At 40.8% G+C, this 24,720-nt stretch carries 32 protein-coding genes, 1 pseudogene and 2 other annotated features (1 of these 35 running past the window's edge); of the genes and pseudogenes, 5 read left to right on the top strand and 28 right to left on the bottom strand.

What is annotated here, in order from left to right:
• Positions 1–4 precede the first annotated feature (4 nt).
• From M1F91_RS05455 to M1F91_RS05410, 10 genes are all read right to left on the bottom strand, one after another.
• A complete protein-coding gene (locus tag M1F91_RS05455; protein WP_223332577.1) occupies positions 5–397 on the bottom strand; it encodes a hypothetical protein in 393 nt (130 codons plus the stop codon).
• Positions 398–406: 9 nt separating this feature from the next.
• On the bottom strand, positions 407–1,147 hold the full coding sequence (locus M1F91_RS05450; RefSeq protein WP_282185024.1) for a class I SAM-dependent methyltransferase: 741 nt from the start codon (positions 1,145–1,147) through the stop codon (positions 407–409).
• A gap of 216 nt (positions 1,148–1,363) precedes the next feature.
• Entirely contained in the window at positions 1,364–1,714 is a 351-nt protein-coding gene (rsfS, locus tag M1F91_RS05445) for a ribosome silencing factor (RefSeq protein ID WP_247912925.1), read from the bottom strand.
• On the bottom strand, positions 1,715–2,308 hold the full coding sequence (yqeK, locus tag M1F91_RS05440; protein ID WP_247912924.1) for a bis(5'-nucleosyl)-tetraphosphatase (symmetrical) YqeK: 594 nt from the start codon (positions 2,306–2,308) through the stop codon (positions 1,715–1,717).
• Positions 2,308–2,937 carry a nicotinate-nucleotide adenylyltransferase gene (locus M1F91_RS05435; RefSeq protein ID WP_225750076.1) on the bottom strand — a complete coding sequence of 210 codons (630 nt, stop codon included), beginning with the start codon at positions 2,935–2,937 and terminating at the stop codon, positions 2,308–2,310. The genes yqeK and M1F91_RS05435 overlap by 1 nt, the downstream gene beginning before the upstream one ends.
• A 50-nt stretch (positions 2,938–2,987) precedes the next feature.
• Positions 2,988–3,299 carry a ribosome assembly RNA-binding protein YhbY gene (gene yhbY / locus M1F91_RS05430; RefSeq protein ID WP_000060171.1) on the bottom strand — a complete coding sequence of 104 codons (312 nt, stop codon included), beginning with the start codon at positions 3,297–3,299 and terminating at the stop codon, positions 2,988–2,990.
• Positions 3,300–3,512: 213 nt separating this feature from the next.
• Positions 3,513–4,619, bottom strand: coding sequence for a ribosome biogenesis GTPase YqeH (gene yqeH, locus M1F91_RS05425; protein ID WP_247912923.1), 1,107 nt, complete (start codon positions 4,617–4,619; stop codon positions 3,513–3,515).
• Positions 4,620–4,621: 2 nt separating this feature from the next.
• Positions 4,622–5,149, bottom strand: coding sequence for a YqeG family HAD IIIA-type phosphatase (locus tag M1F91_RS05420; protein WP_247912922.1), 528 nt, complete (start codon positions 5,147–5,149; stop codon positions 4,622–4,624).
• 16 nt (positions 5,150–5,165) lie between these two features.
• The gene (locus M1F91_RS05415) at positions 5,166–6,071 is read right to left on the bottom strand and encodes a magnesium transporter CorA family protein (RefSeq protein WP_247912921.1); all 906 of its coding nucleotides are present in this window, start codon (positions 6,069–6,071) and stop codon (positions 5,166–5,168) included.
• A 51-nt stretch (positions 6,072–6,122) separates the two neighbouring features.
• Entirely contained in the window at positions 6,123–6,689 is a 567-nt protein-coding gene (locus tag M1F91_RS05410; RefSeq protein ID WP_006152683.1) for a mechanosensitive ion channel family protein, read from the bottom strand.
• Positions 6,690–6,919: 230 nt separating this feature from the next.
• Between M1F91_RS05410 and M1F91_RS05405 the strand changes: the two genes are divergently transcribed.
• Positions 6,920–7,888: an aromatic acid exporter family protein gene (locus M1F91_RS05405; RefSeq protein WP_006152696.1), complete on the top strand. Its 969-nt coding sequence runs from the start codon at positions 6,920–6,922 to the stop codon at positions 7,886–7,888.
• 53 nt (positions 7,889–7,941) lie between these two features.
• Here the strand turns inward: M1F91_RS05405 and M1F91_RS05400 are convergent, their stop codons facing one another.
• Together M1F91_RS05400 and typA are read right to left on the bottom strand one after the other, a co-directional pair.
• Complete coding sequence (locus M1F91_RS05400; RefSeq protein ID WP_004251425.1) at positions 7,942–8,196, bottom strand: DUF3165 family protein; 255 nt, start codon at positions 8,194–8,196, stop codon at positions 7,942–7,944.
• Between the two features lie 19 nt (positions 8,197–8,215).
• Positions 8,216–10,057, bottom strand: a complete 1,842-nt coding sequence (gene typA, locus M1F91_RS05395; RefSeq protein ID WP_004251427.1) for a translational GTPase TypA — start codon at positions 10,055–10,057, stop codon at positions 8,216–8,218.
• 159 nt (positions 10,058–10,216) lie between these two features.
• On the opposite strand from typA, the gene M1F91_RS05390 reads away from it, so the two are divergent.
• Complete coding sequence (locus M1F91_RS05390) at positions 10,217–10,942, top strand: 16S rRNA pseudouridine(516) synthase (RefSeq protein WP_247912920.1); 726 nt, start codon at positions 10,217–10,219, stop codon at positions 10,940–10,942.
• A 29-nt stretch (positions 10,943–10,971) separates the two neighbouring features.
• Here the strand turns inward: M1F91_RS05390 and M1F91_RS05385 are convergent, their stop codons facing one another.
• The 8 genes from M1F91_RS05385 to M1F91_RS05350 all read right to left on the bottom strand — a co-directional run bounded on the left by M1F91_RS05385 (position 10,972) and on the right by M1F91_RS05350 (position 14,883).
• Positions 10,972–11,217, bottom strand: a complete 246-nt coding sequence (locus tag M1F91_RS05385; RefSeq protein ID WP_247912919.1) for a DUF4190 domain-containing protein — start codon at positions 11,215–11,217, stop codon at positions 10,972–10,974.
• A gap of 191 nt (positions 11,218–11,408) precedes the next feature.
• Positions 11,409–11,636, bottom strand: coding sequence for a hypothetical protein (locus tag M1F91_RS05380; RefSeq protein ID WP_004251438.1), 228 nt, complete (start codon positions 11,634–11,636; stop codon positions 11,409–11,411).
• 85 nt (positions 11,637–11,721) lie between these two features.
• Positions 11,722–12,102 carry a rhodanese-like domain-containing protein gene (locus M1F91_RS05375; RefSeq protein ID WP_004251440.1) on the bottom strand — a complete coding sequence of 127 codons (381 nt, stop codon included), beginning with the start codon at positions 12,100–12,102 and terminating at the stop codon, positions 11,722–11,724.
• 5 nt (positions 12,103–12,107) lie between these two features.
• Positions 12,108–12,332, bottom strand: a complete 225-nt coding sequence (locus M1F91_RS05370; protein WP_024053574.1) for a YqgQ family protein — start codon at positions 12,330–12,332, stop codon at positions 12,108–12,110.
• 58 nt (positions 12,333–12,390) lie between these two features.
• Positions 12,391–12,852: an ECF transporter S component gene (locus tag M1F91_RS05365; protein WP_070677715.1), complete on the bottom strand. Its 462-nt coding sequence runs from the start codon at positions 12,850–12,852 to the stop codon at positions 12,391–12,393.
• Positions 12,830–13,603, bottom strand: a complete 774-nt coding sequence (locus tag M1F91_RS05360; protein ID WP_247912918.1) for a bifunctional hydroxymethylpyrimidine kinase/phosphomethylpyrimidine kinase — start codon at positions 13,601–13,603, stop codon at positions 12,830–12,832. Before M1F91_RS05360 ends, M1F91_RS05365 begins: the two co-directional genes overlap by 23 nt.
• Positions 13,593–14,342 carry a tRNA pseudouridine(38-40) synthase TruA gene (truA, locus tag M1F91_RS05355; RefSeq protein ID WP_247912917.1) on the bottom strand — a complete coding sequence of 250 codons (750 nt, stop codon included), beginning with the start codon at positions 14,340–14,342 and terminating at the stop codon, positions 13,593–13,595. The genes M1F91_RS05360 and truA overlap by 11 nt, the downstream gene beginning before the upstream one ends.
• 85 nt (positions 14,343–14,427) lie before the next feature.
• Positions 14,428–14,883, bottom strand: a complete 456-nt coding sequence (locus M1F91_RS05350; protein ID WP_247913021.1) for a GNAT family N-acetyltransferase — start codon at positions 14,881–14,883, stop codon at positions 14,428–14,430.
• A 70-nt stretch (positions 14,884–14,953) separates the two neighbouring features.
• Between M1F91_RS05350 and M1F91_RS05345 the strand changes: the two genes are divergently transcribed.
• The 3 genes and pseudogenes from M1F91_RS05345 to M1F91_RS05335 form a co-directional block, all read left to right on the top strand.
• A complete protein-coding gene (locus tag M1F91_RS05345) occupies positions 14,954–15,610 on the top strand; it encodes an A24 family peptidase (protein WP_247912916.1) in 657 nt (218 codons plus the stop codon).
• 50 nt (positions 15,611–15,660) lie between these two features.
• Positions 15,661–16,377, top strand: a complete 717-nt coding sequence (locus M1F91_RS05340) for an EcsC family protein (RefSeq protein ID WP_214261551.1) — start codon at positions 15,661–15,663, stop codon at positions 16,375–16,377.
• A 134-nt stretch (positions 16,378–16,511) separates the two neighbouring features.
• Positions 16,512–16,634: pseudogene (locus tag M1F91_RS05335) on the top strand (prepilin peptidase); the annotation flags it as partial.
• Here M1F91_RS05335 and trpA read toward each other — a convergent pair.
• From trpA to trpB (M1F91_RS05295), 8 genes are all read right to left on the bottom strand, one after another.
• Positions 16,606–17,388 carry a tryptophan synthase subunit alpha gene (gene trpA, locus M1F91_RS05330; protein ID WP_247912915.1) on the bottom strand — a complete coding sequence of 261 codons (783 nt, stop codon included), beginning with the start codon at positions 17,386–17,388 and terminating at the stop codon, positions 16,606–16,608. The pseudogene M1F91_RS05335 and the gene trpA sit on opposite strands and share 29 nt — an antisense overlap.
• Positions 17,381–18,604, bottom strand: coding sequence for a tryptophan synthase subunit beta (gene trpB, locus M1F91_RS05325; RefSeq protein ID WP_247912914.1), 1,224 nt, complete (start codon positions 18,602–18,604; stop codon positions 17,381–17,383). The genes trpA and trpB (M1F91_RS05325) overlap by 8 nt, the downstream gene beginning before the upstream one ends.
• Entirely contained in the window at positions 18,582–19,181 is a 600-nt protein-coding gene (locus M1F91_RS05320) for a phosphoribosylanthranilate isomerase (protein ID WP_247912913.1), read from the bottom strand. Before M1F91_RS05320 ends, trpB (M1F91_RS05325) begins: the two co-directional genes overlap by 23 nt.
• Complete coding sequence (gene trpC, locus M1F91_RS05315) at positions 19,168–19,935, bottom strand: indole-3-glycerol phosphate synthase TrpC (RefSeq protein ID WP_247912912.1); 768 nt, start codon at positions 19,933–19,935, stop codon at positions 19,168–19,170. Before trpC ends, M1F91_RS05320 begins: the two co-directional genes overlap by 14 nt.
• Positions 19,932–20,936: an anthranilate phosphoribosyltransferase gene (gene trpD, locus M1F91_RS05310; protein WP_247912911.1), complete on the bottom strand. Its 1,005-nt coding sequence runs from the start codon at positions 20,934–20,936 to the stop codon at positions 19,932–19,934. Before trpD ends, trpC begins: the two co-directional genes overlap by 4 nt.
• A gap of 10 nt (positions 20,937–20,946) precedes the next feature.
• Positions 20,947–21,513 carry an aminodeoxychorismate/anthranilate synthase component II gene (locus tag M1F91_RS05305; protein WP_247912910.1) on the bottom strand — a complete coding sequence of 189 codons (567 nt, stop codon included), beginning with the start codon at positions 21,511–21,513 and terminating at the stop codon, positions 20,947–20,949.
• Entirely contained in the window at positions 21,510–22,871 is a 1,362-nt protein-coding gene (gene trpE, locus M1F91_RS05300) for an anthranilate synthase component I (protein WP_247912909.1), read from the bottom strand. The genes M1F91_RS05305 and trpE overlap by 4 nt, the downstream gene beginning before the upstream one ends.
• A 305-nt stretch (positions 22,872–23,176) precedes the next feature.
• Positions 23,177–23,408 (bottom strand) — a binding site (T-box leader).
• Positions 23,399–24,577, bottom strand: a complete 1,179-nt coding sequence (trpB, locus tag M1F91_RS05295) for a tryptophan synthase subunit beta (RefSeq protein WP_247912908.1) — start codon at positions 24,575–24,577, stop codon at positions 23,399–23,401. (Overlaps the previous feature by 10 nt.)
• Before the next feature lie 63 nt (positions 24,578–24,640).
• Positions 24,641–24,720 (bottom strand) — a binding site (T-box leader); it runs 152 nt beyond the window's last position.

Raw genomic sequence — 24,720 nt, 5'->3', positions numbered from 1 at the left:
CTTTCTAATGACGAAATCTACGATACCACTCAGGCAATCTCCCTCTCCAGTTAAGCCATTGTTTTTCTCCTACTGGAAGGATTTCTGCTAGTTGTTCATTACTATAATTCTTTTGCAGTTCAGGATAAGCTATCAACATCGTTGGTCTATGGCATCCGGCAACCGTCATTGGCCATGTTCCATACATTAGCATATGTCGGATATCATCCTCCGATTTTATTTCATTTACTAACATATCAAAAAGTTTCTTAGACATATCGTAAACAACTAACTCTGAAAATACGGTTCCTTCTTCCTGAACATAAAAATATTGCCCATCTTTTTCCCAAAGCGTTCCATTTTGACGGATACGATTAAACTGCGAAACTTCTTCCCAAGAATATTTTGATCGAACCATATCAACCTCCTACTTCTGCGCGACAAAAAACCAACGGGTACTGGTCTTTGTAGGCTCCTTATCCTCAAAGTCAGCATAAATCTTGAAGGACTTAAAACCAGCTTGTTCTAGCAAAATATCATAGGTCAAGACTTCGTATGTACGCTCCTCATGCACTTCATCGTGACGACTAAAGGAACCATCCGCTTCCTTGATAAAAAAGGTCAACTCATGCACGATAGAATGTGGTGCTGCATCCTCGTAGGTATCCCAGATCATGGCAAAGTCTTCTGCATTTTCATGATAGGAATAGCCAGGAAAGACCTCGTCTGTCTGGTAAGTCGAATGCACATCAAAGATAAAGACCCCGTCCTCATTGAGAGCATTATAGACTTCTTTAAAGACATCCCCTACTTCCACCTCATCCTGCATGTAGCAGATGGAATCGGAATAGCAGGTCACAAAGTCGTATTTACCAGCCTTGGATAAATCCAACATGTTGCCTTCCATAAAACCAATATTTTGCTTGGCTGAAGTAGCTCTCTTCTCAGCAATCTTCAACATGTCCGCGCTCAAGTCCAGTCCAGTCACTTCAAAACCAGCCTGAGAAAAGCGCACTGACTGGATGCCTGTCCCACAAGCCAATTCCAAGAGTTTCTTTCTCTCCTTAGTCTTGGGCAAATGCCGGAGGGAAAAATCCGTCCATTTATCGTATAAACTATCATCCATAACCGCATCATAGACCGCCGCAAAGGTTTCGTAAGTTGCCATAATCATGATACCAAGAGCCTCCATGGCAAACACCACTCGCCCTATACCTTTCTATCTTTTTTTCTAAAATAAGCAAAGAAACCCAGTTGACTACAACTGAGTTCAATTGTAACACTATAGTCTTTTCGTTTGCTTTTAGTACTAGGCAACGAATTGCAGGCATAACTAGAGTTAGGCAAAATGAGTTAACGCCGTAATAAAAGATAAAGGAAAAGACTATAAGGTTTCAGATAAATCTACTGATGCTGCCTCATGCCATAGTTTTTCTAGGTTATAGTGAGCACGCATTTCTTCTGAGAAGATATGCACTACTACACCACCGAGGTCGAGTAAGACCCAGCCTCCAGTTGCATCACCTTCAACATGACTACCTTTAAAGCCTGCTTGAGCTACTTTTTCACGGATATTTTCAGCGATAGCATCTAACTGACGGCTATTCATAGAGCTAGTGATAACAAAGTAGTCTGTCACACTAGTTAATTCTTGTACATCAAGTGCGAGGATATCCTCCGCACGTTTCTCATCAGCCGCTTTCACGACTAGTTCTAGTAATTCTTTTTCGTTCATTTAGTCCTCTTTCAAATAGTGCACATAGGCGTTATAGGTTTCAAGGGTTTGGGGATAAATAGGCAATCCTTGGCGAGCCAAATGCTCCACAGTGCGAGCTGTTTCATAAGCTACTGCCTTATTGAGTGACAAACTTGCAATCTCACGCGCCTGGTCCACCCCTGGAAAGGCACGATTATGCTCGATGTAGTCTGCGACGTAGATAACCTTATCAAGGTCCGTCATCTGACCAGCTCCAACTGTATGGATTTCAATAGCTCGCAAAATTTCAGGATTTTTCAAATCCAAATCTTCCTGAATCTTGTAGATACCGACCATGCCATGCCAGACATTATTGCCCCAGTTTTTAAGATTAGAGTCTAGTTGATAACGATCTATCAAGTCTAAAAATTCTTGATCTGATAGCTTTTTAGCATAGTCATGAAGGAGACCTGCCAAACCAGCTTTCTCAACATCCACACCAAAGCGCTGAGCCAATTCTATGGCTGCACGCTCTACACCTAGACAATGGGTTAGACGTTTTTCAGGTAGGAGCTCTGCCATTTTTTCCAACAATTCTTCACGCGAACAGTTGATATAGTCTTGGTATGCCATCAGTAAAGCCCTTCTTTCTCAATATAGTCTAGCACTGGTTTTGGCAAGAGAAAGTTAGGTGTTCGACCTTGGGCGATGAAATCACGTACCATACTGGATGAAATATCCATAAGAGGCACATCCACCCAGATGACGGGATAAGAAGTCCCAGCCTTGTATCGTGGTCGCTGAACTCCTACAAACTGAACGAGGTCGACCAATTCATCAATTCTGTACCACTTAGGCAGATAGTCCACCATGTCGGCTCCGATAATGAAATAATAATCTGTATCTGGATTCTTCTCTGTCAAAATCTTCATGGTGTCGTAGGTGTAGGAAACACCCTTGCGCTCTAGCTCAATGGTTTCAATAGCTAAACCTTCGATTCCGTCAATTGCCAATTCAAGCATCTTGAGGCGGTGGTGTTCAGAAATGGTTTCCTTTTTGTCTACGTGAGGCGGTTGATACTCAGGCATGAGCAGAACTTGATCCAATCCCAACTGCTGGCGCACTTGGTCTGCCACAATAAGATGGGCATTGTGAACAGGGTTAAAATTTCCCCCTAAGATTCCAACTTGCTTACGTTTTTTATCCTTGATTTCTGGCTCTAACTCCACTTTTGTAAAGGGAGTTAATAATTCGATTGCCATAGGCTAATCTCCTTTAGTCTTCTGTAAAAACAGTTTTTTGGAGTATATTTTTAGATTTCTTTGACTTTTTTAGAAATCTTACGATTTTCTTTCTTGCTTGATTGTTTATACAAAATCAAGATACGGCCGATTTTTTGGACTGTATCCACACCGATTTCTTCTTCCAAGATTTCAGCTACTTCGTGGATGTTTTCATCTGTGTTTTGCAAGAGAGTAACCTTGATCAATTCGCGGGCATCAAGTGCCTGACGAACGCTGGTTTTGATTTGGTCGTTGAGTCCATTTTTCCCGATTTGGATAATGGGTTTAAGGGTGTGTGCCTGGCTGTTGAGGAAGGCACGTTGTTTCGATGTTAATGACATAATTCATTTAAAAGAGTTTCTTTTTATACTTTTCTGAAGTGGTGACGGACGTCAGCAAAGTCCTCTGGACTTTCATGACTAAAATTTGAGCCTAAGGTCTCAAATTTTCCGCAGTTGGTACAATCACTTGTACCAACTAACACCACGGCGAAAAGTATCTTCTATGGGCTCGCAGTGCTCGCCTTTATAAAGACAACCCTTTCCTTTCTGTGTTTAAATAATTGCTTTTCGTGTGACGACTGCGACGCCTTCTGGGGCCCAGACGGCTACTTTGGCAGTTCCTGTTACACGAATCCAGCCTAGTCCTGAGATAACGAGGTCTGTCTTATCCTTGATAGTAAAGACATGTTGGACCAGTTTTGGAAAATCTTCTTTTTCCTTGCTATTTGGTGGTGTAAGGAGGGTTCCAAGGTGCTTATCGTAAAAGTCACTCGCTCCTTCAAGCTTGGTACGATGAAGTTTGAGTTCATTATCAAAGAAAGCTGTGAAACCTTGTTTTTCTCCTGCAATGAAATCAAAACGTCCCAAACCACCTAAAAAGAGAGTTTGCTCAGGATTGAGCTGGTAGGTTTTAGGTTTGATTTCCTTTTTAGGACTGACATACTTGAGGTTTTTGGCTGTCAAGTAGTGGGCCATCTGATGACGATGGATAATTCCCGGTGTATCATAGATATAAGAACCATCATCAAGTGGGATCTCAATCTTATCTAAGGTTGTCCCTGGGAAACGTGATGTTGTGATGACATTCTGGTCACCCGTAATTTCCTGGATAATGGCATTGATAAGAGTTGATTTTCCAACATTGGTAACCCCAACTACATAGACGTCACGACCCTTACGATAGTGCTCAATTTTATCAATGACTTCCTTGATAGCATACTTGTTTTGGGCTGAAGTCAGAACGACGTCAACAGGACGTAGACCTTCTTCATGGGCACGTTCCATGAGCCATTGACTAATCTTACCAGCCTTAACAGACTTAGGAAGGATGTCTTTTTTATTTCCAACCAAGAGAACATCGTTGCCTGATACAAAGCGAGGCAATCCTGGGATAACAGAACCATTAAAGTCAAAGATATCAATCACATTGACCACCAAGGCATCACTGTCTCCTACCTCGTGCAAGAGTTTTAGGAAATCATCATCCGTCAACTGGACATCTGTGATTTCATTGTAATGACGAAGACGGAAACAACGTTGGCAATAAACTTCACCAGTTTCCAAACCTTTTTTGAGTGCTGACTGAGGTGTAAAACCAAGACCAGTCTTATCTGTCGTCTGAATGGTTGCTCCACAGCCAATACAGAGAATTTCTTCCATAGTTAGATTCCTTTTTTATATGTGATAGGACCGTACTTTTCAGTGATTTTTTTCATGACACGGCGCTCACGAGCGCGGTTAATCTTCGTTTTGATAGAGTCGTGCTGCACCAAGGGCTTGACCAAAATCGAACGAATCCCTGCTCGGTGAGCAGCTCGAATATCCGTCATGAGTTGATCCCCAACCATGACCACTTCGTTTTTCTCATAGTGGAATTCCTTCATGGCGCGGTCAATCCCGAAAGTAAAGGGCTTCAAAGCCCAATAAACATAGTCAATCCCAAATTTTTCAACTGCACGTTGAACCCTTTTTTTAGAGTTATTGGACACCACGATGATACGAATACCTGCATCACGAAGGTCATGTAACCACTGTTTCATTTCTGGAGTCCCATCAGGATTATTCCAAGCAATCAGAGTGTTGTCCAAATCCACCAAAACAGCTTTGATCCCTTGGTTTTTCAGGCTTTGGACTGTCAAATCATAAACTGCTTCCACAGCAAAATCTGGCATGTAATTTTCAATCGCCATTCTGGCTCCTTCTCTTTTATTTTCTAGTAATTTTCTTCAGCCATTGAGATAAGGCCGCCCATAAAATCAGGCTAGCCATTAGGATATAAATCCAAGCATTTGGCTCTTCTGTAAATGGTAGAGGAACATTCATTCCGAAGAAACCTGTAATAACCGCAAGTACTGCTAGTAAGACGGAGATAATAGTCAAAACTGTCAAACTATCATTCAGGTTATTGTTTAGGATGTTGTTGTAAGAAGATGAGAGTTGTTGCAAGACTTGAGAAATCAAGTCTGTCATAGACACCAACTGATGGGCTTCAATCATTGCATCATCAAACTGCTCTCGTTCGACTTCATTAAATCTCCGATAAAGAGCATGGCCCTGGATATGTTCTAAGAGGAGTCGATTTTGTTTTGCCGCTGCTGTTAAGTAAACCATACCAGTCTCCAAGTCAGAGAGGGCGAAGAGATTTTTCTTTGTTGTTCTCTGACGAAGTAAGCTGTTGACTTCATCTTTACTCTTATCCATCTTTTCAATGATTGGATAATAGGCGTTACTGATAATCTCTAAACCAGCAAAGAGAAACTTGTAAATCGAAATAATTTCATGAGTTTTCAGATAAGTTAGCATACGTTCAATCACATAGGCATTCTTATGATTGCTGATTGTGATGATTCGTTGTTTTTCAACGATAAAGGTCATGGGAATCGCTTCATAGTATTCCTTGTCTTTTTCTAGGTCAAGAACATTATAAATAAAGGTCACAGTCCCATTCTCACGGTTATAATCCATGTGGGCTCTTTCATTTCTATCCAGAGCATATTCGATGGTTTCCTTATCCAAACCATAGATTTCAGATAAATCTTCAAGATTTTTAATTTTTTCGATATCAAGATTTATCCAGGTACAACCATTTCCTAATTGTTTATCTAAAACCATCATTTCTCCTCTGTCAAACTCCCTCTATTGTACCATAAATCAAGTAAAATTTCAGTTCAACTCATCTCTTGAAAAATTGCTAACCACGGTAATATTACGGTTGGGAACAAAGTGGAGAGCCTGGTCTTCACCTCTTAGTTGAGTGGTTCGAATGCCGACACTAACTACTTTTCCCGATACAGTAATGGGACCATTTGTCAAAACAACTTCATCTCCTACATCCAACTGGCGTTCAAAGAGAATAAAGAAGCCATTGATAACATCTGATAAGAAGCCCTGCGCCCCCATACCAATTGCAACTCCGGCAATCCCAGCACCAGCTAGTAAACTGGATACAGGAAGTCCTAGGATAGACAAAATGCAGTAAACTAAAAAGAAATAAAGGGTGTAATTAAAAATATTTTCTAATAAACGCGAGATTGTCTTTTGTCGTCCTGCATCACGATTTGAATACTTAAGTGAAGGCTTGACAATTTTCTTGACAGCTGCGTGGAGAAGCTGTTTAGCTATGTAAAATAGCACAAATAAAATTAAAAGAGAAATCACTTTCGTTAAAAGATTCTCAAATACCGTTGTTAAATCTAGCTTATTAAAATAACTTTTAAAAAATTCTTGCATGTAAAACTCCTTTCTAATTATTATACCACAAAACGAAGTTGTGTCTGGCTTCATAAATATTCATTCTGCCTATACTATTATTAGATTCACTTGATTTCAAAACATATTTATACTATAATCAAACCACTACATGGAGAACAAATTATTTTCTCAATAACTCTCTTGGAATAGACCTTTCTACCTCACCTACTACTATAACTTTAAAGCATTTATCTCAAGGAAAGTATTCTATGTCTATCACACAACGCACTCTTAAACTAGTCCTAGCAACTTGTTTTGCTTGTTTACTAGCCTACTTTTTTGATTTGTCATCAGCTGTTTCAGCTGGTATCATTGCTATCTTGAGTCTTTCTGATACTCGAAGAAGCACGATCAAGCTAGCCCGCAATCGTCTTTTTTCAACTCTTCTAGCTCTCTTAGTTGGTGTTATTGCCTTTCAACTAACTGGTTATCATATCTGGAGCTTTGGACTTTACTTAGCAATCTATGTTCCTCTAGCCTATAAACTGGGTTGGGAAATTGGAATCACTCCTAGTAGCGTTCTGGTCAGCCATCTCTTAATCCAACAATCAACAACACCAGCACTTTTACTGAATGAGCTCTTACTCTTCCTAATCGGTACTGGATTTGCACTTCTGGTCAATCTCTACATGCCTTCACGTGAAAAAGAAATTCAACATTATCATACGCTTGTTGAAGAAAAACTCAGAGATGTTCTTCTACGGCTTTCTTACTATCTGAAAAGAGGAGATGGCCGTAATCAGGCTCAACTTGTAAATGAACTTGATCAACTGCTTGAGGATGCTCTTAAGCTAGTTTACCTCGATCACTCTGACCATCTCTTTCACCAGACAGATTATCATATCCACTACTTTGAGATGCGGCAAAGACAAACGCGTATCTTAAGAAATATGGCTCAACAGATTAACACCTGCCAACTAGCCGCTAGTGAGAGTTTGATTGTCGCTCAGCTCTTTTCAAAAACAGCTAGCCAACTGAGTCAAACCAATCCAGCCTACGACTTATTGAATGATATCGAGAGCTACCTAGAGGTGTTTCGCAATCGATCTCTCCCTAAAACTAGAGAAGAGTTTGAGACACGGGCTACGCTTCTACAACTCTTTCGTGAATTAGAACATTTTATCCAGATAAAAGTAGATTTCTACAACCGTTATTCTGACAAAAACAGTAACAAATAAAAACTTCTATCGGCAACTGAGTTGCTGATAGAAGTTTTTTGTTATGAATAGATTTAATTTTCGCGCTTCTTTCGAATCGACATGAGACTGATGTCTCTCAAACTAAAGTAAGTAAGAGCCAGCATTCCCAATGTAATAAAGATTTCTGCTGGAAGTTGGAAAATCTGTAGGGCAGACAAGAGCAACAAGATTACGAGGGCAACAAGTCCAAAGACTAATATTACAACATTGACCGTCCCCTTGATACTTTGAGGTGTCGCAAATACATAGAGTAGTAATAAGAGTATCCCTATGATTAAATAGACCATCTTTATCTCTTTCTAGCTCTTACTCAGCTGATTTTTTCTTTTTGTTTGCTTTCTCACGCTCTGCCTTGTTAAGGATTTGTTTACGCAAACGAATCGATTCAGGAGTTACTTCCATGTACTCATCGTCGTTCAAGAACTCAAGTGATTCTTCAAGTGTCAAGATACGAGGAGTTTTGATAACCGCTGTTTGGTCCTTAGTAGCGGAACGAACGTTAGTCATTTGTTTTGCTTTGGTGATATTAACAGTCAAGTCATTTTCACGAGAGTTTTCACCGATGATCATGCCTTCGTAAACCTCGGTACCTGGATTGACAAAGATAGTACCACGTTCTTCGATAGACATGATAGAGTAGGTTGTAGCCTTACCAGCATCGATTGAAACGAGGGCACCACGGTGACGTCCACCAATTTCCCCTGGAATCAATGGCAAGTATTGATCGAAGGTATGGTTCATGATCCCGTAACCACGAGTCATTGACAAGAACTCAGTTGAGTATCCAATCAAACCACGCGCAGGAACTAGGAAGACCAAACGAGTTTGACCATTACCAGTTGAAATCATATCCAACATTTCACCCTTACGTTCAGAAAGGCTTTGGATAACAGATCCTTGGTATTCTTCTGGTGTGTCGATTTGCACGCGCTCAAATGGCTCACACTTCACACCATCGATTTCTTTGACGATAACTTCTGGACGAGATACTTGAAGCTCATAACCTTCACGACGCATAGTCTCGATGAGGATTGACAAGTGCAATTCCCCACGTCCTGAAACTGTCCATTTATCTGGTGAGTCTGTTGGATCTACACGAAGAGATACGTCTGTTTGCAATTCTGCTTGAAGACGCTCTTCAACCTTACGAGAAGTGACCCATTTACCTTCACGACCAGCAAATGGTGAGTTATTGACCAAGAAGGTCATTTGAAGAGTAGGTTCGTCGATGTGAAGAACTGGAAGAGCTTCAACTGCATCTGTTGGAGTGATTGTTTCCCCAACGAAGATGTCTTCCATACCTGATACGGCAATCAAGTCACCAGCCTTAGCTTCTTGGATTTCACGACGTTCCAAACCAAAGAAACCAAAGAGTTTTGTAACACGGAAGTTCTTGGTTGTACCATCAAGTTTAGAAAGAGTAACTTGGTCTCCGACCTTAACAGTACCACGGAAGACACGTCCGATACCGATACGACCAACGAAATCATTGTAGTCCAAAAGTGACACTTGGAATTGAAGTGGCTCATCTGAGTTATCGATTGGAGCTGGAATGTGGTCAATAATGGTATCAAAGATTGGCGCCATAGTCTTCTCTTGGTCTGCTGGATCATCTGACAATGAAGATGTTCCGTTGATTGCTGAAGCATAGACTACTGGGAAGTCAAGCTGATCATCATCTGCACCAAGCTCGATGAAGAGTTCCAAAACTTCATCCACTACTTCTGCTGGACGGGCTGATGGTTTGTCAATTTTATTGATAACAACGATTGGGACAAGGTCTTGTTCCAAAGCTTTTTTCAATACGAAACGAGTTTGAGGCATAGTACCTTCGTAAGAATCCACTACCAAGACTACACCGTCAACCATTTTCATGATACGTTCAACTTCTCCACCGAAGTCCGCGTGTCCTGGTGTGTCCATGATATTGATACGAGTTCCGTTATAGGCAACTGCTGTATTCTTCGCAAGGATGGTAATTCCACGCTCTTTTTCAATATCGTTTGAGTCCATTGCACGTTCAGCTAATTCTGTACGCGCATCAAGAGTTTCAGATTGTTTTAATAATTCGTCAACGAGGGTTGTTTTACCGTGGTCGACGTGGGCGATAATCGCGATATTACGGATATCTTCTCTTAATTTTGTCATGATTTCCTCTATTTATTTCAAATTTATTTTCTAACTGAACGATTATACCACAATTTTAAGCAAATGACTTAACTCAAGTAAGTGTAAATGTTTTCAAAAGAAAATTCATGATTTATCTTTTCTTTTCAAAAATGCCGACTTGTGATAAGATAGGCTGGTATGCGTTTAGATAATTTATTAGCCCAGGAAAAAATCAGTCGAAAAGCTATGAAACAGGCTCTCCTAAAAAAAGAAATCTTAGTAGATAGAGTCCCTGCTACTTCCCTTGCACAGAATGTTGATACGGGATTACAAGAGTTGTTTTTTCAGGGTAGAAAAATCCAAGGATATGAGCACACCTATCTCATGCTTCACAAACCAAATGGTGTCGTGACAGCAAGCAAGGACAAGAAGCTCCCAACGGTTATGGACCTACTACCTCAACACCTCCAATCAGACCAACTCTATGCTATCGGTCGGCTAGATCGAGATACGACAGGGCTCCTCCTCTTAACAAACAATGGCCCTCTAGGTTTTCAACTTCTCCACCCTCAATATCATGTCGAGAAAACTTATCAAGTTGAGGTGAACGGCTTGCTCACACCAGATCACATCCAGCAGTTCAAAAACGGGATTGTCTTTCTTGATGGAACTATTTGTAAACCTGCTCAGCTTGAGATTCTATCTTCAAGCCCTAGCCTCAGCCGAGCCACCATCACCATCTCTGAAGGGAAATTTCATCAGGTCAAGAAAATGTTCCTCTCAGTTGGTGTCAAGGTCACTGCCCTCAAACGAGTTCAGTTCGGAGATTTTCTATTAGATTCTGATCTAGCAGAAGGTCGATACCGACACTTGAATCAAGAGGAATTGAAAAACATTAAAAACTACTTAGAGAAAAGTGGATAAAACAAAAAAGCTTTAAATATAAAGCTTTTTTAGATTCTTGCTAAGCTATAAAATAAAGCGATGTCCACAATCCAGCTAAGGACAGAAACTACGATCCCCACGATACTTAGGATTCTTTCTCTTTTAAAGTCTAGACCAGATTCTTTTTGACTTGAATTAGCCATGACTAGTCCAACGATACCTAGAATCAGTCCTACTATTGGAGATGGCAATCCAAGGACGATAGATAGAATACCCAAAGCAAGTGAGGCTTTTTTCTTTTGCTGCGCATTCATTATATAAAAACTCCTTAAATTTTTTACCCATTCATTATACCATAAAAACCGGCTTTATCTATTAGGTAACAAGTTTTAGAACTATGCAAACCTGTCCCTGAGCCAGAAAGAATTGAAAATCATTAAAATCCACTTAACGAAAAGTGAATCAAACAAAAAAAGCTTTAAACATAAAGCTTTTTTGTTTTTGATTAGCCAAAAATCATTACGAGGGCTGCAATCCAGTTAAGTACAGAAATGACAATCCCTACGATATTGAGAATTTTTTCTGTTTTATACACTAGTCCAGATTGTTTTTCGTGCGAATTAGCCAAAACAAGTCCAATGATACCCAAAATAAGACCTACGATTGGAGATAACAAACCAAGGACGATAGATAGGATACCTAAAACAAGTGATGCTTTTTTCTTTTCTTGCATAATAAAAACTCCTTAAATTTAATACAAATTAATTATATCATAAAAAGCTAGATTTATCTACAATTCAATAACTTTTTACAGAATATTAGCTAGTCTTAACCTTGCCTGTCCAAGAATCCAATCCGTAAGAAAGGATATAAATTTCTGAGAAACCTTGTTTTTTCAAGAAAAGTGCTGCATTGGTTACACGTTGCGCACGTTGGTTTTCATATAGAAGGACAGGCTTATCCTTGCGAAGAGCCGCAAGACTTGTCTTCAATTGATTTGAAGGAATATTACGAGCTCCGAGGATATGTTTTCTGTGGAAGTCAGCTGGCTCACGCAAGTCAATTAGCTGACCTGTACGAATCAAAGATTCAAACTCTGCATTGTCTACAATTTTTGCTGCACGGCGAATACGAAGATAGTTGTATCCCATCCATGCCAACATCGCCACTACAAGTCCCCATAATACCCAAGTTACCATAATATCTAATCTCCATTTTTTTCTAAATAGTCTAATTCTAGTTTGTGCTCTCTGCGAAGAACAGCCTCCGCTTCTAGATAATCCAGCTTATCCATCAAACCAGCATCATAGATTCGAGATAGTTCAATCTTCATTAATTCAATGTCATAAAGACGTTTCCCCATATAGACAAGAATACCGAACTGTTTGAGAAATTGTTGCACATCGTAGAGTGTTTTCATAGCTTTCATTTTAGCAAAAAATCAGAATTTTTTCAATAGTTCCCTTGGAGGATTGCTCTTTTTACTATTATCTAGCTTTCTTCACACTATGACAAAGAAGAAAGCCTACTGTCATACCAACGATATTTTGCACAAGATTTGGGACGATTTCTGGTATGGCTGCTCCCCAACCATTCATCCAAGCCGATGCAAAAGCGTAACCTGCCACCATGATGATGGTTGCCAAGACTAATCCTAGCCACTGCCATTTCCCTTTAACACCTGCCAAATATCCCTGCGAACCATGGAAAATCAAGCTGAAGAACATCCACTGGGGGTAACCTGAAATCAGGTCAATTAGAAATCCCGCTAATCCTCCGACAACAGCTCCTTCGCGACTCCCAAAGTAAAAGGCCGTAAAGAATATTCCTGCATCCAAAAGTGTTAGAAATCCTGTTGGCGTTGGGATTTTTACGAAATAGCCCAAAACTACGGATAGAGCTGCTAAGATGGATACTAGGGCGATTTTACTTGTTTTGGTTTGCTTCATATTGTCTTACTCCATACTGATCTGCTTGTGCAATGGCACGGTAAACAAAGGCTTTGGAACTTTCAAGTGCTGGTAATAGCTCCTCTCCCTTGACTAACTGACTAGCAATGCTTGAGGCAAAGGTACAACCAGCACCAGCATTTTGTCCTTCAATAACAGGATTTTTCAAAACTGTAAAGTTCTTTCCATCATAAAATACATCTAATGCCTTATCTTGACTGAGGCGATTCCCACCTTTAATAATGACTGCTGGTGCACCCAAGTCGTGTAATTTTTGAGCTGCATCCTTCATATCGTCCAAGGTTTCAATCTTTTGGCCTGCTAGCAATTCTGCCTCAGGTAGATTGGGTGTAATTACAGTCACATAAGGGAAAAAGCGAATCAACTCTTGACAAAGCTCGCTGACAGCAACATCATGCGTTTCCTTACAAACGAGAACTGGATCCAATACCACCGGAACTCCTGTGCGTTCCTTGATAAAGTTAAGAGCTTTCTCAGCAACACCAACAGTCGGTAAGAGACCAATCTTAAGCCCTCCAAAGTCTACACTCTTGAGACTATCCAACTGTTGTTGGAAAATAGTCTCATCTGTCGGAAAGACCTCAAATCCATTTTCTGTCAAAGCAGTTAAACAAGTCATAGCTACAAAACCATGCAAACCATTTAAAGTATAGGTCGCAAGGTCAGCAGCTAGTCCACCACCACTAAAAATATCATTTCCTGAAAGTGCTAAAATACGATTATTCTTCATAACGAATCTCCTTCAAATACAAACCATTAGGTGCTGCAGTTGGACCTGCCAACTGTCTGTTTTTTTTCTCCAAAATTAGGTCAATCTGCTCAATGGGCATCCGATTGTTGCCAATTTTTAGCAAGGTCCCGACCATATTTCGAATCTGCTTATAGAGGAAGCCGTTGCCAGAGAAAGTAAAGGTCAAAAATTGACCGGTCTCGTCAACCCTGAGACTGGCTTCCGTGATCGTTCTTACCTTGTCCTCCACACTAGTTCCGGCAGCAGTAAAACCGGTGAAATCATGGGTTCCTTCTAATTTCTTCACAGCCTTTTGCATGCGTTCCACATCTAGTGGATAGGGATAGTGGGTGGCATAATGACGTCTCATAGGATTTTTAGGACGCCCTCTATCCACGATAAACTCATAGGTCTTGCTATGCTTGGCATAACGGCAATGAAAATCATCAGCCACGATCTCAATCGAAATGACATCTATATCTTCAGGACTTTGAGTATCGAGAGCAAAGCGAAGCTTTTCCTCATCCATCTGATAGGGAAGATCAAAGTGGATAACCTGCCCTAGCGCATGAACACCACTATCCGTTCGCCCTGCACCATGGATGGTAATGGCCTGCCCTTTATTTAATTTGGTTAAAGTTTTTTCAATTTCCTCTTGGACACTACGCGCGTGTGGTTGCCGTTGAAAGCCAGCAAAGGCGTAGCCATCATAGGAAATGATTGCTTTATATCTAGTCATGTATCTATTTTATCAAGAAAATTTCTCTGCAACAAGTTTGAAAACCAAAAATTGTACGGGTGCAGTTTTAGATATCAACTAGTCCTTACCTCGATTTTCTCATTATATATTTTCGTACAGGTACTTCAACCATTTGAACGATTTCAAAACCTTCTTTTTGGTAAAGATTGTAAGCTGTTTGATTTGCCTCGTAGACATTTAGAGAAATAGTATCTATGTCTTCATTTTCAAAGGCCAAACTAACAAATTTCCTTAAAGCCTGGCTACCTAAGCCCTGTCCCTGCCTATGAGGAGCTATAAGAAATCTTCCAATATGAAGATTCCTGTCTTCTAGCCTGATTTTCTGGATGACGCCTACAAACTCTTCTTCAGCAAAAATGGAAAAAATTCCTCCCAGCTTTTGTAAGGATCGGACAATCAAGGGATAAGAAATTTTGGGTCCCATCCATTGCTTCTGAAAACTTTCTCCCAAAGCATTAGACCAGTGACAAATGAGTTGGGCATTTTCTATCTGAAGTCCTTTTTCAAAGTGAATTTTCATATTTGCTCCTAAAATTTCTCCTTTATCCAACTATTATACCCTTTCTCTTATTTTTTCCGAATTAATAAGTATGATTCACCTTTACTTTTTTCTTGTTGGAGCTATTTTTGCTTCCTTTCTAGGTCTTGTCATTGACCGCTTTCCTGAGCAGTCTATTATCTTTCCTGCTAGTCACTGCGATTCTTGTCAGACTCGTTTGAGACCACTGGATTTGATTCCATTTCTCTCACAGGTATTCAATCGCTTTCGCTGTCGCTATTGCAAGTCAAGCTATCCTGTCTGGTATGCCTTCTTTGAGTTGTCTTTGGGACTGCTCTTTCTAGCTGAGTCTGTGGGATTTTTAACTTTTGGGCAAGTCATCTTGATAACTGCCGGCTTGACTTTGGGCATTTATGACCTTCGTCATCAAGAATATCCTTTGATAGTCTGGCTAATTTTTCACTTAATCCTCATGGTTTGTTGTGGTTGGAATCTAGTTATGATTTTCTTTCTTATCTTGGGAATTTTGGCTCACTTTATAGATATCCGCATAGGTGCAGGGGATTTTCTCTTTCTAGCCTCTTGTGCACTTATTTTTAGCCTAACTGAGATGCTGATTTTGATTCAATTTGCTTCCACAACTGGCATTCTAGCCTTTCTCCTACTAAAGAAAAAGGAAAGACTACCTTTTGTGCCTTTCCTCTTGCTAGCTGCTTGTATGATTATTTTCTACAAATTATTATTGTAAATATATTTGTAATATTGTATACTAAATATAGCAAAAATAGGAGAATTATTATGAAATTTGAGTTGCCAAATATAAACTTTGAACTCCCAAAACTAGAAGTTCCAAAAATTGATGAAAATTCAATGATGCAAGTTCTTGATTGGGCTTACGATACAACTATTAATGGAATTCCTGGACAAAAAACAATTCAAGAATTAGCGGATGATTACCTAAAGAACGACAATGTTGATACTGCTATTTCAAAAATGATTGCTTTTCAAACTAGTAAAGCCGCTCTATCTGGCTTTGTCACTGGATTCGGAGGAATTTTAACTTTACCAGTAACTATCCCTGCAAATGTGACATCCGTAATTTTAGTTCAAATGAGAATGATTGCTACCATTGCTTATATGCGTGGATACGACTTAAAAAGTGATCAGGTCCAGACTTTTGTATATGCAGCACTTACAGGAACTACTGTAGCTGATATTGCAAAGAAAGCTGGGATTGTAGTGGCTGAGAAATTAGCCCAAGGAATGATTAAAAAAATTCCTGGAGAGGTGCTAAAGAAAATCAATCAAGCAGTTGGATTTCGATTGGTTACGAAATTCGGACAAAAAGGAGTAGTCAACTTAGGGAAAATGATTCCTGTAGCAGGTGCACTTATTGGAGCAGGAGTTGATACTATTTCTACACAAGTTATTGCAAATCATGCACTAAGTGTCTTCACTTCTAATGGAATTAATCTTGGAGATGACTTAATTATTGATATGGATGAAATACAATAAAAAAGTCTTATATTCTTTTATTATCTTCATACTTATCGAATAAAATTAACATAAATTTCTGCCCTCAAAGAGGGCTTTTTATTTTTTATATGCATCAAATTATCTGATGGCTATCATTTAATCAGATTACTTCATTTGCCTCCAAAACCGGCATTCTAACCTTTCTCCTACTAAAGAAAAAGGAAAGACTTCCTTTTGTGCCTTTCCTCTTGCTTGCTGCTTGTATGATTATTTTTGGTAAGCTACTGCTTGTCTGATAAAGTCAGCGATTTCTGCTACTTGTCCTTCATGTAGAGCCTTAACAATCTTGGAACCGACGATGACGCCGTCTGATACTGCATTAAATCGTTCTACATCATCCTGTGTGGATACACCAAAACCTGTCAAGACTGGAATATCTGCCACTTGATGAAGTTGATTCAAGTGCTTGTCCAAGTCATCTCGGTAATTACCTACTTTCCCTGTCACCCCGTTAATAGCAACAGCATAGACAAAACCTTCAGCCCCTTCAATGAGTTCCTTTTGACGCTCCATTCCTGTCGTCAAGCTGACAAGTGGAATCAAAGCAATGTCTGTATTCACCAAAAAGGGCTCTACAAAGTTAGCGTGCTCATGAGGCAGGTCTGGAATAATCAATCCCTTAACCGCTGTATCAGCAAGATCTCTGACAAATTTCTCCACACCGTACTGAAAGAGGGGGTTAAAGTAGGTCATGATAACAAGTGGAACTTCTGTTTCAATAGTCTTCAAAGTTTCAACTAGAGCCTGTGTAGAAGTACCACTAGCTAGACTGCGCAAGCCTGCTTCTTCGATAACTGGACCATCTGCAACTGGGTCTGAGAAAGGAACTCCCACTTCAATAGCAGACACACCCAAGTCTTCTAAAAAGTGGATTGTTTCAGCAAGTCCATCCAAACCTTTTTCATGGTCTCCAGCCATGATATAGGGAACGAAAATTCCTTTTCCAGTTGCTTTGATAGCGTTCAATTTTTCGGTTAGAGTCTTAGGCATTAGCTTCTCCCTTCTTTGCTGCGTCTGCTTCCAAGCGGTCTTTAACTTGAACTACATCCTTGTCCCCACGACCTGATAGGCAGACAATCATAGACTTGTCTGGGCCAAGTTCTTTGGCCAATTTCACCGCAAAGGCGATGGCATGGCTAGATTCCAAAGCTGGGATAATTCCTTCTACACGAGACAAGAGTTGGAATCCTTCCAAGGCTTCCTCGTCTGTCACTGGCACATAGGTCGCGCGTTTGATATCGTGGTAATGAGAATGTTCTGGACCGATACCAGGATAGTCCAAACCTGCTGAGATTGAGAAAGCTTCTAAGATTTGACCATGAGCATCTTGTAGCACATCCATAAGCGAACCGTGAAGAACACCTGGACGACCCTTGGTCAAGGTAGCTGCGTGGTGCTCTGTATCCACACCGAGTCCTGCTGCTTCAGCACCATACATAGCTACTGTCTCATCTTCCACAAATGGATGGAAGAGCCCGATGGCATTTGAACCACCACCAACACAGGCTACTAGGGCATCTGGCAGATTTTCACCTGTCAAATCACGGTACTGTTGCTTGGCTTCTCGTCCGATAACACTTTGGAAGTCACGAACAATTTCTGGGAAAGGATGGGGACCCAAGGCAGAACCTAGGATATAGTGGGTATCATCGATATTTGCAACCCAAGAACGAAGGGCTGCATTGACTGCATCCTTGAGCACGCGAGATCCATCTGTCACAGCCTCTACCTTAGCTCCTAAAAGCTCCATGCGGAAAACGTTAAGGGCTTGGCGTTTGACATCTTCCTCGCCCATGTAGATGGTACAATCCATGTTAAAGAGTGCCGCAGCTGTTGCGGTTGCCACACCATGTTGACCAGCACCTGTTTCAGCAATAATTTTCTTTTTGCCCATACGTTTAGCGAGGAGAACTTGTCCTAAAGCATTGTTAATCTTGTGGGCGCCTGTATGGTTGAGGTCTTCACGTTTAAGGTAAATCTTGGCTCCGCCGATATGCTGGGTCAAGTTTTTTGCGTAGTAAAGAGGAGTTTCACGACCTACATACTGGCGCAAAAGTTGGTTTAACACCTCTTGGAAACTTGGATCTGCCTGACTTTCACGATAAGCCTCTTCCAATTCCAATACTGCTGTCATCAATGTTTCTGGGACAAAGCGTCCACCGAATTTCCCGTAAAATCCATCTTTATTTGGTTCTTGATATACCATGCTTAACCCTCTCTATAAATCTTCTAATCTTTTCATGATCTTTTTGTCCGTCTGTTTCTACTCCGCTTGATACATCTACTGCAAAGGGAGAGAAATGCTGAATTGCTCTTGCTACATTGTCTTCATTTAGCCCACCTGCGATGAAGAAAGGCTGGGCTAGTTCTGTCGTATCCAGTTGCCCCCAGTCAAAGGTTTGTCCACTCCCTGCAATAGGAGCATCAAAGAGTAGATAGTCTGCCTGAGAATTGGGTACATGCCCATTCCCATCTACTTGTACAGCTTGAATACTGCCACAAGGTAAATTTTCAAATAGTTTATCTACTACCTGACCGTGAACTTGTACAAAGTCCAAACCAACTTTATCTACCGCTTCTAACAGTTCTGCCCGACTGGGTGAAACAAATACTCCAACTTTTTTAACGTTGACAGGAATGAGCTTTGCCAGCTCAGCAGCCTGTTCCAAGGTCACCTGTCTTTTGCTAGGAGCAAAGACAAAACCAATGTAGTCTGCTCCAGCCGACACAGCTGTTTCTACGGCTTCTTTGGTCGATAGTCCACAAATCTTAACCTTTGTCAATTTGCAACTCCTTGATTCTTTGGGCTACATCTTCTGCTTGCATGAGGGCTGTTCCTACTAAAATTCCGTTAAAGTATGGTGCTACTCGTTTTGCATCCTCCTCTGTAAAAATGGCAGATTCAGAAATATACAAGCAATCGTCATTGAAGTGTTTGGCCAAGTCTACACTGGTCTGTAAGTCTACTTCAAAGGTTGTTAAATTGCGATTGTTGACACCGATAATTTGAGCTCCAAGTCTATGAGCCACTTCCAGTTCAACAAGATTATGAGTTTCCACCAAAACTTCTAGACTCAGTTCTGTCGCGTAGTCATACAGTTCCTTGAGGCGTTCTTCTGATAAGGCCGCTACGATGAGTAAGATAACTGTCGCACCTGCATTGCGAGCACGGATGATTTGCTTTTCATCGATGATAAAGTCCTTGTTGAGCGTCGGAATCTCTACCTGACTAGAAATTTCCCGCAAATAATCCAAATGACCTTTAAAGAAAACCTCATCTGTCAGAACAGAAATCATAACCGCGCCGTTATCCTCGTAAGTCTGGGCCTGTTGTACGATATCCACATCAAGATTGATATCACCTAGACTTGGGCTTGCCTTTTTGACCTCAGCAATGATTTGCAAACGGTCTTGGTGATTTTTTAAATATTCACTCAATCGATAAGTTTGACGTAGGGGCTGAAGCTCCTCTCGTTCCATCGTTTCAACTTCACGCGCCTTTTGCTCTAGGATACGTGATAAAAATTTCTGACTCATCTTTGATACTCCTGTAATAGTCTGAGTTTTTCAAGGGCCTTACCACTGGCAATTACTTGACGTGCCAGTTCAACTCCGTCCTTGATACTTTCTGCTTTACCATTGGCGTAGAATCCGAGACCTGCATTTAAGACTGTTGTTTCCAAGAATGGACTTGGTTCGTTATTAAGAACACTGACAAGAATTGCTGCATTTTCATGAGCATTTCCTCCACGAATGTCTTCAATAGCAATGCGTTCCATTCCCAAATCTTCTGGAGTAAAGGTTGATAAAGTAATTTCACCATTTTCAAGAAGGGCAATGCTGGTAGTTCCATTCAAACCAGCTTCATCCAATCCTTCTGGACCAGCTACTACAATGGCACGTTTGCGACCCATGTTTTTCAAAACCTGAGCAGTACTTTCCAGAAGTTCAGGACGACTGATTCCTAGAAGCTGTGTTTCCAAAACCATTGGATGGATGAGTGGTCCTGTCAAATTCATGATGGTTGGAATTCCCAATTCCAAGCGAGCTGGCATAATGTATTTCATAGCTGGGTGCATGTTTTTGGCAAAGAGAAAGACGATTCCTGTTTGGTCAAATACCTTACCCAATTGTGATGGTTTAAGGTCAATATTGATTCCCAAAGCTTGCAAGACATCTGCCGAACCAGATTTTGAGGAAATTGAACGATTACCATGTTTGGCCATGTGGATTCCTCCACCTGCCAAGACAAAAGCTGCAGTTGTAGAAATGTTGAAGCTAAATGACTTATCTCCACCTGTACCACAGTTATCCATAGCATCTTGAATATTTGTTGGAATGTGTTGAGCATGTCCTCTCATGACTTGAGCGAGGGCTGTTCTTTCTTCAGGTGTTTCTCCCTTCATTTTAAGAGCTAAAAGTAGGGAGGCGATTTGCGCTTCTGTCACTCGCCCTGTTACGATGCGTTCAATCACATCTGTCATCTCAACACTTGATAAATCTTCAAAGTTGGCTAATTTTTCAATAATTTCTTTCATTTTGTGTTCCTCACTTTACAACTTTCTCGATAAAATTCTGAATGGAAGATAGGCCATCTGGCGTTCCAATACTTTCTGGATGATACTGTAAGCCATAAATCGGAAGAGTTTTGTGTTGAATCCCCATAATAGCTTGGTCATCTGTCGAACGAGCTGTCACTTCAAACTCTTCTGGCATCTCTTCGATTAAAATACTGTGGTAACGCATGACTGGACGATTGTCCTCAATTCCTTGATAGAGAACTGACGGAGTCTCAAATCGAATCTGGCTTTGTTTACCGTGCATAACTTTAGGAGCCAAGCCTAGCTTACCACCAAAGACTTCTGCAATGGCTTGGTGCCCCAAACAAATCCCTAGAATAGGTTTCTTACCTGCAAAATCACGAATCATTTCTTCCATTTTCCCAGCATCAGCTGGCCAACCTGGACCAGGAGAAAATACCAGTCCATCTGCCTTTTTAGCATGTTCATAAAGATCTGGGTCATCATTTCTCAAAACCTGAACTTCTGCGAAATTCCCAATGTATTGGGCTAGGTTATAGGTAAATGAATCATAATTATCAATCAATAAAATCATGGTCTTAGTTCTCCCATTCTAGTCATAGATTTAGCTTTGTTAATGGTTTCTTGGTATTCGTTCTGAGCGATGGAATCATAAACAATTCCTGCACCAGCCTGTACGTAGGCTTTTTTATTTTTAAGAATCATGGTTCGAATTGCAATAGCAAAATCCATGTCTCCAGTTGCTGATAAGTAACCGATAGCTCCTGCATAGACACCTCGCTTCTCTGTTTCTAGTTCATAGATGCGTTTCATGGCCCGAATCTTTGGTGCTCCCGATACTGTTCCTGCCGGAAGTGTCGCCTTCAAGGCATCCATGGCAGTCAGTTCTGGTAATAAATGTCCCTTAACCACGCTGGTCAAATGCATGACATAGCGGAAAAGTTCCACTTCCATATACTTGGTTACTTGGACACTTGCTGTTTCAGCAATTCTACCGATATCATTTCGTCCCAAGTCCACCAACATTCGATGTTCTGCCGTTTCCTTTTCATCAGAAAGTAGATCACTTGCAAGTGCTGCATCTTCCTCGTCATTGGCACCTCTAGGTCGCGTACCTGCAATTGGATTGGTTGTCACGATGCCATTTTTGACGGAAACCAAACTCTCTGGACTGGCACCGATAATTTGATAATTTCCAAAGTCATAAAAGTAGAGGTAATTTGATGGATTGGTCACTCGGAGATTTCTGTAGAAGTCAAAAGGATTTCCAGTTACTTTTGCGGAGAAGCGCTGACTGAGCACACATTGGAACATATCTCCATTGCGAATCAATTCGCGAGCTGTTTCTACCATTTCTTCAAATTTCTGAGGTGCAATATGTGGTCTAAACTGAAGTGGAGAAACGTCCAAATCTTCAAATTCATTTGGAGCAGGGATTTTCAACTCTTCTAAAACCTGATCTAAAGCCACTTCTAGTTCTTCATTACTACGTTCACTGTAGAGAGCATCCTCTATGATATGAATTTTTTCTTTCTTATGGTCAAAAACTATATAACTCTCATAAACGAAGAAATGCATATCTGGCGTCCCAATCGTATCCTCAGGGAGCTGGCCAATTTCTTCATAGAGAGAAATCATATCGTAGCCAACAAAGCCAATAGCTCCACCACCAAAGGGTAGTTCTGAATGGTGATGGTTCTTGTAAGTCACCTCGTAGAGGAAATCCAAGGAATCACGATCAATCACTTGCCCATTTTGATAAAGAACTCCATTCTCGAACTTAATCTCAAAAACTGGGTTATAGGCTAAGATAGAAAATCGAGCATTTTCTTTTTCTCTTGGGATACTTTCAAGTATGACCTTGTGTTGTCCGTTCAAACGCATATAAGCCAAGATTGGTGATAAAACATCTCCATGAATGATTCGTTCCATTGTAATTTCCCTTTCAGTTCCTTATTTTTAATTTTTTATCTTTTTTCTATTTCCCTTAAATAGGGCGGACGGGAGCAACTTTCTCCGAAATTTCATCCCTAATTTTTGAGCCATGTGTCTCAAAAATTCCGTCCTAGAGAAGCATCTTTGCTTCTCTAGGATACCACCATGGCGGGAAATAGCGGTTCGATGCTCACTTCGTTCGCAAATATTTTATAGAAATCTACATATTGATGAAGCATAATTTAAAACTGAATAGCCACACCTATAATACATATATAAAAATCCCCACGCAAAATAACTTGCGTGAGGACGAAATTCGCGGTGCCACCTCAATTATAGGATTTCTCCTATCTCTCATTCCTGTCTCAGATAGCTCCTGTAACAGGTTGTGCGATAAAGGGCACTCCCTTGAGAATTATGTTTTCTTCTCTCATTTCAGATGGACCCAACCTTACAGTTTTCTCTGCTTGTTTTCAGCAACCACAAGCTCTCTGAGAGAGAAATCTCTGTATCTTTTCCATCTTTTATTTTTTAGCTTCAAGGTAGTCAGCAATAGCAGCTACGTCCTTGTCTCCACGACCTGAAACATTGATGATGATAATCTCATCTTTACTAAGTTTTGGTGCTCGTTTGACTGCTTCTGCGATGGCATGCGAGCTTTCGATCGCTGGGATAATTCCTTCTGTCTTGCTTAGTAAAAGCAAGGCTTGAACAGCCTCTTCATCAGTTGCTGCAACATACTCTACACGACCAGAGTCTTTAAAGAAGGCATGTTCTGGACCAACCCCTGGATAGTCCAAACCTGCTGAGATAGAGTAAACTGGCGCGAGCTCTCCATCTTCCTTAAAAACTGCATAAGTCTTCATTCCATCGACAATTCCGACACTACCCTTGGTCATTGTTGCCGCGTGTTTGTCGGTATCTAAACCGTGACCAGCAGCTTCTACCCCAACCAATTTTACTTCTTCATCAGCTACATACTGTGAAAAGGCACCGATGGCATTCGAACCACCACCTACACAGGCAATGACGTAGTCTGGCAGACGTCCTTCTTTTTCCAAGATTTGACGACGAGATTCTTCACTAATCACTTTTTGGAACTCATGAACAATAGTTGGGTAAGGGTGAGGACCTACAGCCGAACCTAAAACGTAGAAGGCTTCAAGGTCATTCATCCATGCTCCAAAGGCTGCGTCAACCGCATCTTTAAGGGTACGAGTACCAGTTTCAACTGCGTGAACAGTTGCTCCCATCATCTCCATACGGAAGACATTGAGACGTTGACGCTCCACATCTTCTGCCCCCATGTAGACATCACATGCCATACCAAATTTGGCTGCAGCTGCAGCTGTCGCGACACCGTGCTGGCCAGCTCCTGTTTCAGCAATGACACGCTTTTTACCCATGCGTTTTGCTAGAAGGATTTGACCCAAAACATTATTAAGTTTGTGAGATCCAAGGTGGTTAAGGTCTTCACGCTTGAGATAAATCTTAGCTCCACCTAGGTGCTCTGTCAAACTTTCTGCAAAATAGAGCGGTGTTTCGCGACCTGAATAATCCTTCAAGTAATGGCGAAACTCAGCTAAAAACTCTGGATCATCCTTGTATTTTTCAAAAGTCACTTCCAACTCATCCAATAAAGCCTGAATTGGTTCTGGTACAAAACTACCACCAAATTGTCCAAAATATCCTTTTGTTGTCATAAATTTTTCCTCTTTTCCATTGTTCCAAAATATGAAAAAGCCCACACACAGAATCTACTTCCATGTGAGGGCGTTCGTAACGCGGTACCACCTCAATTGTAAAGAGAATATCCCCTTTACATCTCTGCCTTGTCTAACAACAA

This window comes from Streptococcus sp. oral taxon 431, from assembly GCF_023110115.1.
Taxonomy (GTDB): Bacteria; Bacillota; Bacilli; order Lactobacillales; family Streptococcaceae; genus Streptococcus.
Note: the sequence above shows the minus strand (reverse complement) of the source record. Positions and strands in the feature narration are given on the sequence as shown.

Excerpts from the sequence above, each read along its gene's own strand:
- M1F91_RS05455 (WP_223332577.1), bottom strand. The coding sequence starts at position 397 with ATGGTTCGATCAAAATATTCTTGGGAAGAAGTTTCGCAGTTTAATCGT.
- M1F91_RS05450 (WP_282185024.1), bottom strand. The coding sequence starts at position 1,147 with ATGGCAACTTACGAAACCTTTGCGGCGGTCTATGATGCGGTTATGGAT.
- rsfS (WP_247912925.1), bottom strand. The coding sequence starts at position 1,714 with ATGAACGAAAAAGAATTACTAGAACTAGTCGTGAAAGCGGCTGATGAG.
- yqeK (WP_247912924.1), bottom strand. The coding sequence starts at position 2,308 with ATGGCATACCAAGACTATATCAACTGTTCGCGTGAAGAATTGTTGGAA.
- M1F91_RS05435 (WP_225750076.1), bottom strand. The coding sequence starts at position 2,937 with ATGGCAATCGAATTATTAACTCCCTTTACAAAAGTGGAGTTAGAGCCA.
- yhbY (WP_000060171.1), bottom strand. The coding sequence starts at position 3,299 with ATGTCATTAACATCGAAACAACGTGCCTTCCTCAACAGCCAGGCACAC.
- yqeH (WP_247912923.1), bottom strand. The coding sequence starts at position 4,619 with ATGGAAGAAATTCTCTGTATTGGCTGTGGAGCAACCATTCAGACGACA.
- M1F91_RS05420 (WP_247912922.1), bottom strand. The coding sequence starts at position 5,149 with ATGGCGATTGAAAATTACATGCCAGATTTTGCTGTGGAAGCAGTTTAT.
- M1F91_RS05415 (WP_247912921.1), bottom strand. The coding sequence starts at position 6,071 with ATGGTTTTAGATAAACAATTAGGAAATGGTTGTACCTGGATAAATCTT.
- M1F91_RS05410 (WP_006152683.1), bottom strand. The coding sequence starts at position 6,689 with ATGCAAGAATTTTTTAAAAGTTATTTTAATAAGCTAGATTTAACAACG.
- M1F91_RS05405 (WP_006152696.1), top strand. The coding sequence starts at position 6,920 with ATGTCTATCACACAACGCACTCTTAAACTAGTCCTAGCAACTTGTTTT.
- M1F91_RS05400 (WP_004251425.1), bottom strand. The coding sequence starts at position 8,196 with ATGGTCTATTTAATCATAGGGATACTCTTATTACTACTCTATGTATTT.
- typA (WP_004251427.1), bottom strand. The coding sequence starts at position 10,057 with ATGACAAAATTAAGAGAAGATATCCGTAATATCGCGATTATCGCCCAC.
- M1F91_RS05390 (WP_247912920.1), top strand. The coding sequence starts at position 10,217 with ATGCGTTTAGATAATTTATTAGCCCAGGAAAAAATCAGTCGAAAAGCT.
- M1F91_RS05385 (WP_247912919.1), bottom strand. The coding sequence starts at position 11,217 with ATGAATGCGCAGCAAAAGAAAAAAGCCTCACTTGCTTTGGGTATTCTA.
- M1F91_RS05380 (WP_004251438.1), bottom strand. The coding sequence starts at position 11,636 with ATGCAAGAAAAGAAAAAAGCATCACTTGTTTTAGGTATCCTATCTATC.
- M1F91_RS05375 (WP_004251440.1), bottom strand. The coding sequence starts at position 12,102 with ATGGTAACTTGGGTATTATGGGGACTTGTAGTGGCGATGTTGGCATGG.
- M1F91_RS05370 (WP_024053574.1), bottom strand. The coding sequence starts at position 12,332 with ATGAAAGCTATGAAAACACTCTACGATGTGCAACAATTTCTCAAACAG.
- M1F91_RS05365 (WP_070677715.1), bottom strand. The coding sequence starts at position 12,852 with ATGAAGCAAACCAAAACAAGTAAAATCGCCCTAGTATCCATCTTAGCA.
- M1F91_RS05360 (WP_247912918.1), bottom strand. The coding sequence starts at position 13,603 with ATGAAGAATAATCGTATTTTAGCACTTTCAGGAAATGATATTTTTAGT.
- truA (WP_247912917.1), bottom strand. The coding sequence starts at position 14,342 with ATGACTAGATATAAAGCAATCATTTCCTATGATGGCTACGCCTTTGCT.
- M1F91_RS05350 (WP_247913021.1), bottom strand. The coding sequence starts at position 14,883 with ATGAAAATTCACTTTGAAAAAGGACTTCAGATAGAAAATGCCCAACTC.
- M1F91_RS05345 (WP_247912916.1), top strand. The coding sequence starts at position 14,954 with ATGATTCACCTTTACTTTTTTCTTGTTGGAGCTATTTTTGCTTCCTTT.
- M1F91_RS05340 (WP_214261551.1), top strand. The coding sequence starts at position 15,661 with ATGAAATTTGAGTTGCCAAATATAAACTTTGAACTCCCAAAACTAGAA.
- trpA (WP_247912915.1), bottom strand. The coding sequence starts at position 17,388 with ATGCCTAAGACTCTAACCGAAAAATTGAACGCTATCAAAGCAACTGGA.
- trpB (WP_247912914.1), bottom strand. The coding sequence starts at position 18,604 with ATGGTATATCAAGAACCAAATAAAGATGGATTTTACGGGAAATTCGGT.
- trpC (WP_247912912.1), bottom strand. The coding sequence starts at position 19,935 with ATGAGTCAGAAATTTTTATCACGTATCCTAGAGCAAAAGGCGCGTGAA.
- trpD (WP_247912911.1), bottom strand. The coding sequence starts at position 20,936 with ATGAAAGAAATTATTGAAAAATTAGCCAACTTTGAAGATTTATCAAGT.
- M1F91_RS05305 (WP_247912910.1), bottom strand. The coding sequence starts at position 21,513 with ATGATTTTATTGATTGATAATTATGATTCATTTACCTATAACCTAGCC.
- trpE (WP_247912909.1), bottom strand. The coding sequence starts at position 22,871 with ATGGAACGAATCATTCATGGAGATGTTTTATCACCAATCTTGGCTTAT.
- trpB (WP_247912908.1), bottom strand. The coding sequence starts at position 24,577 with ATGACAACAAAAGGATATTTTGGACAATTTGGTGGTAGTTTTGTACCA.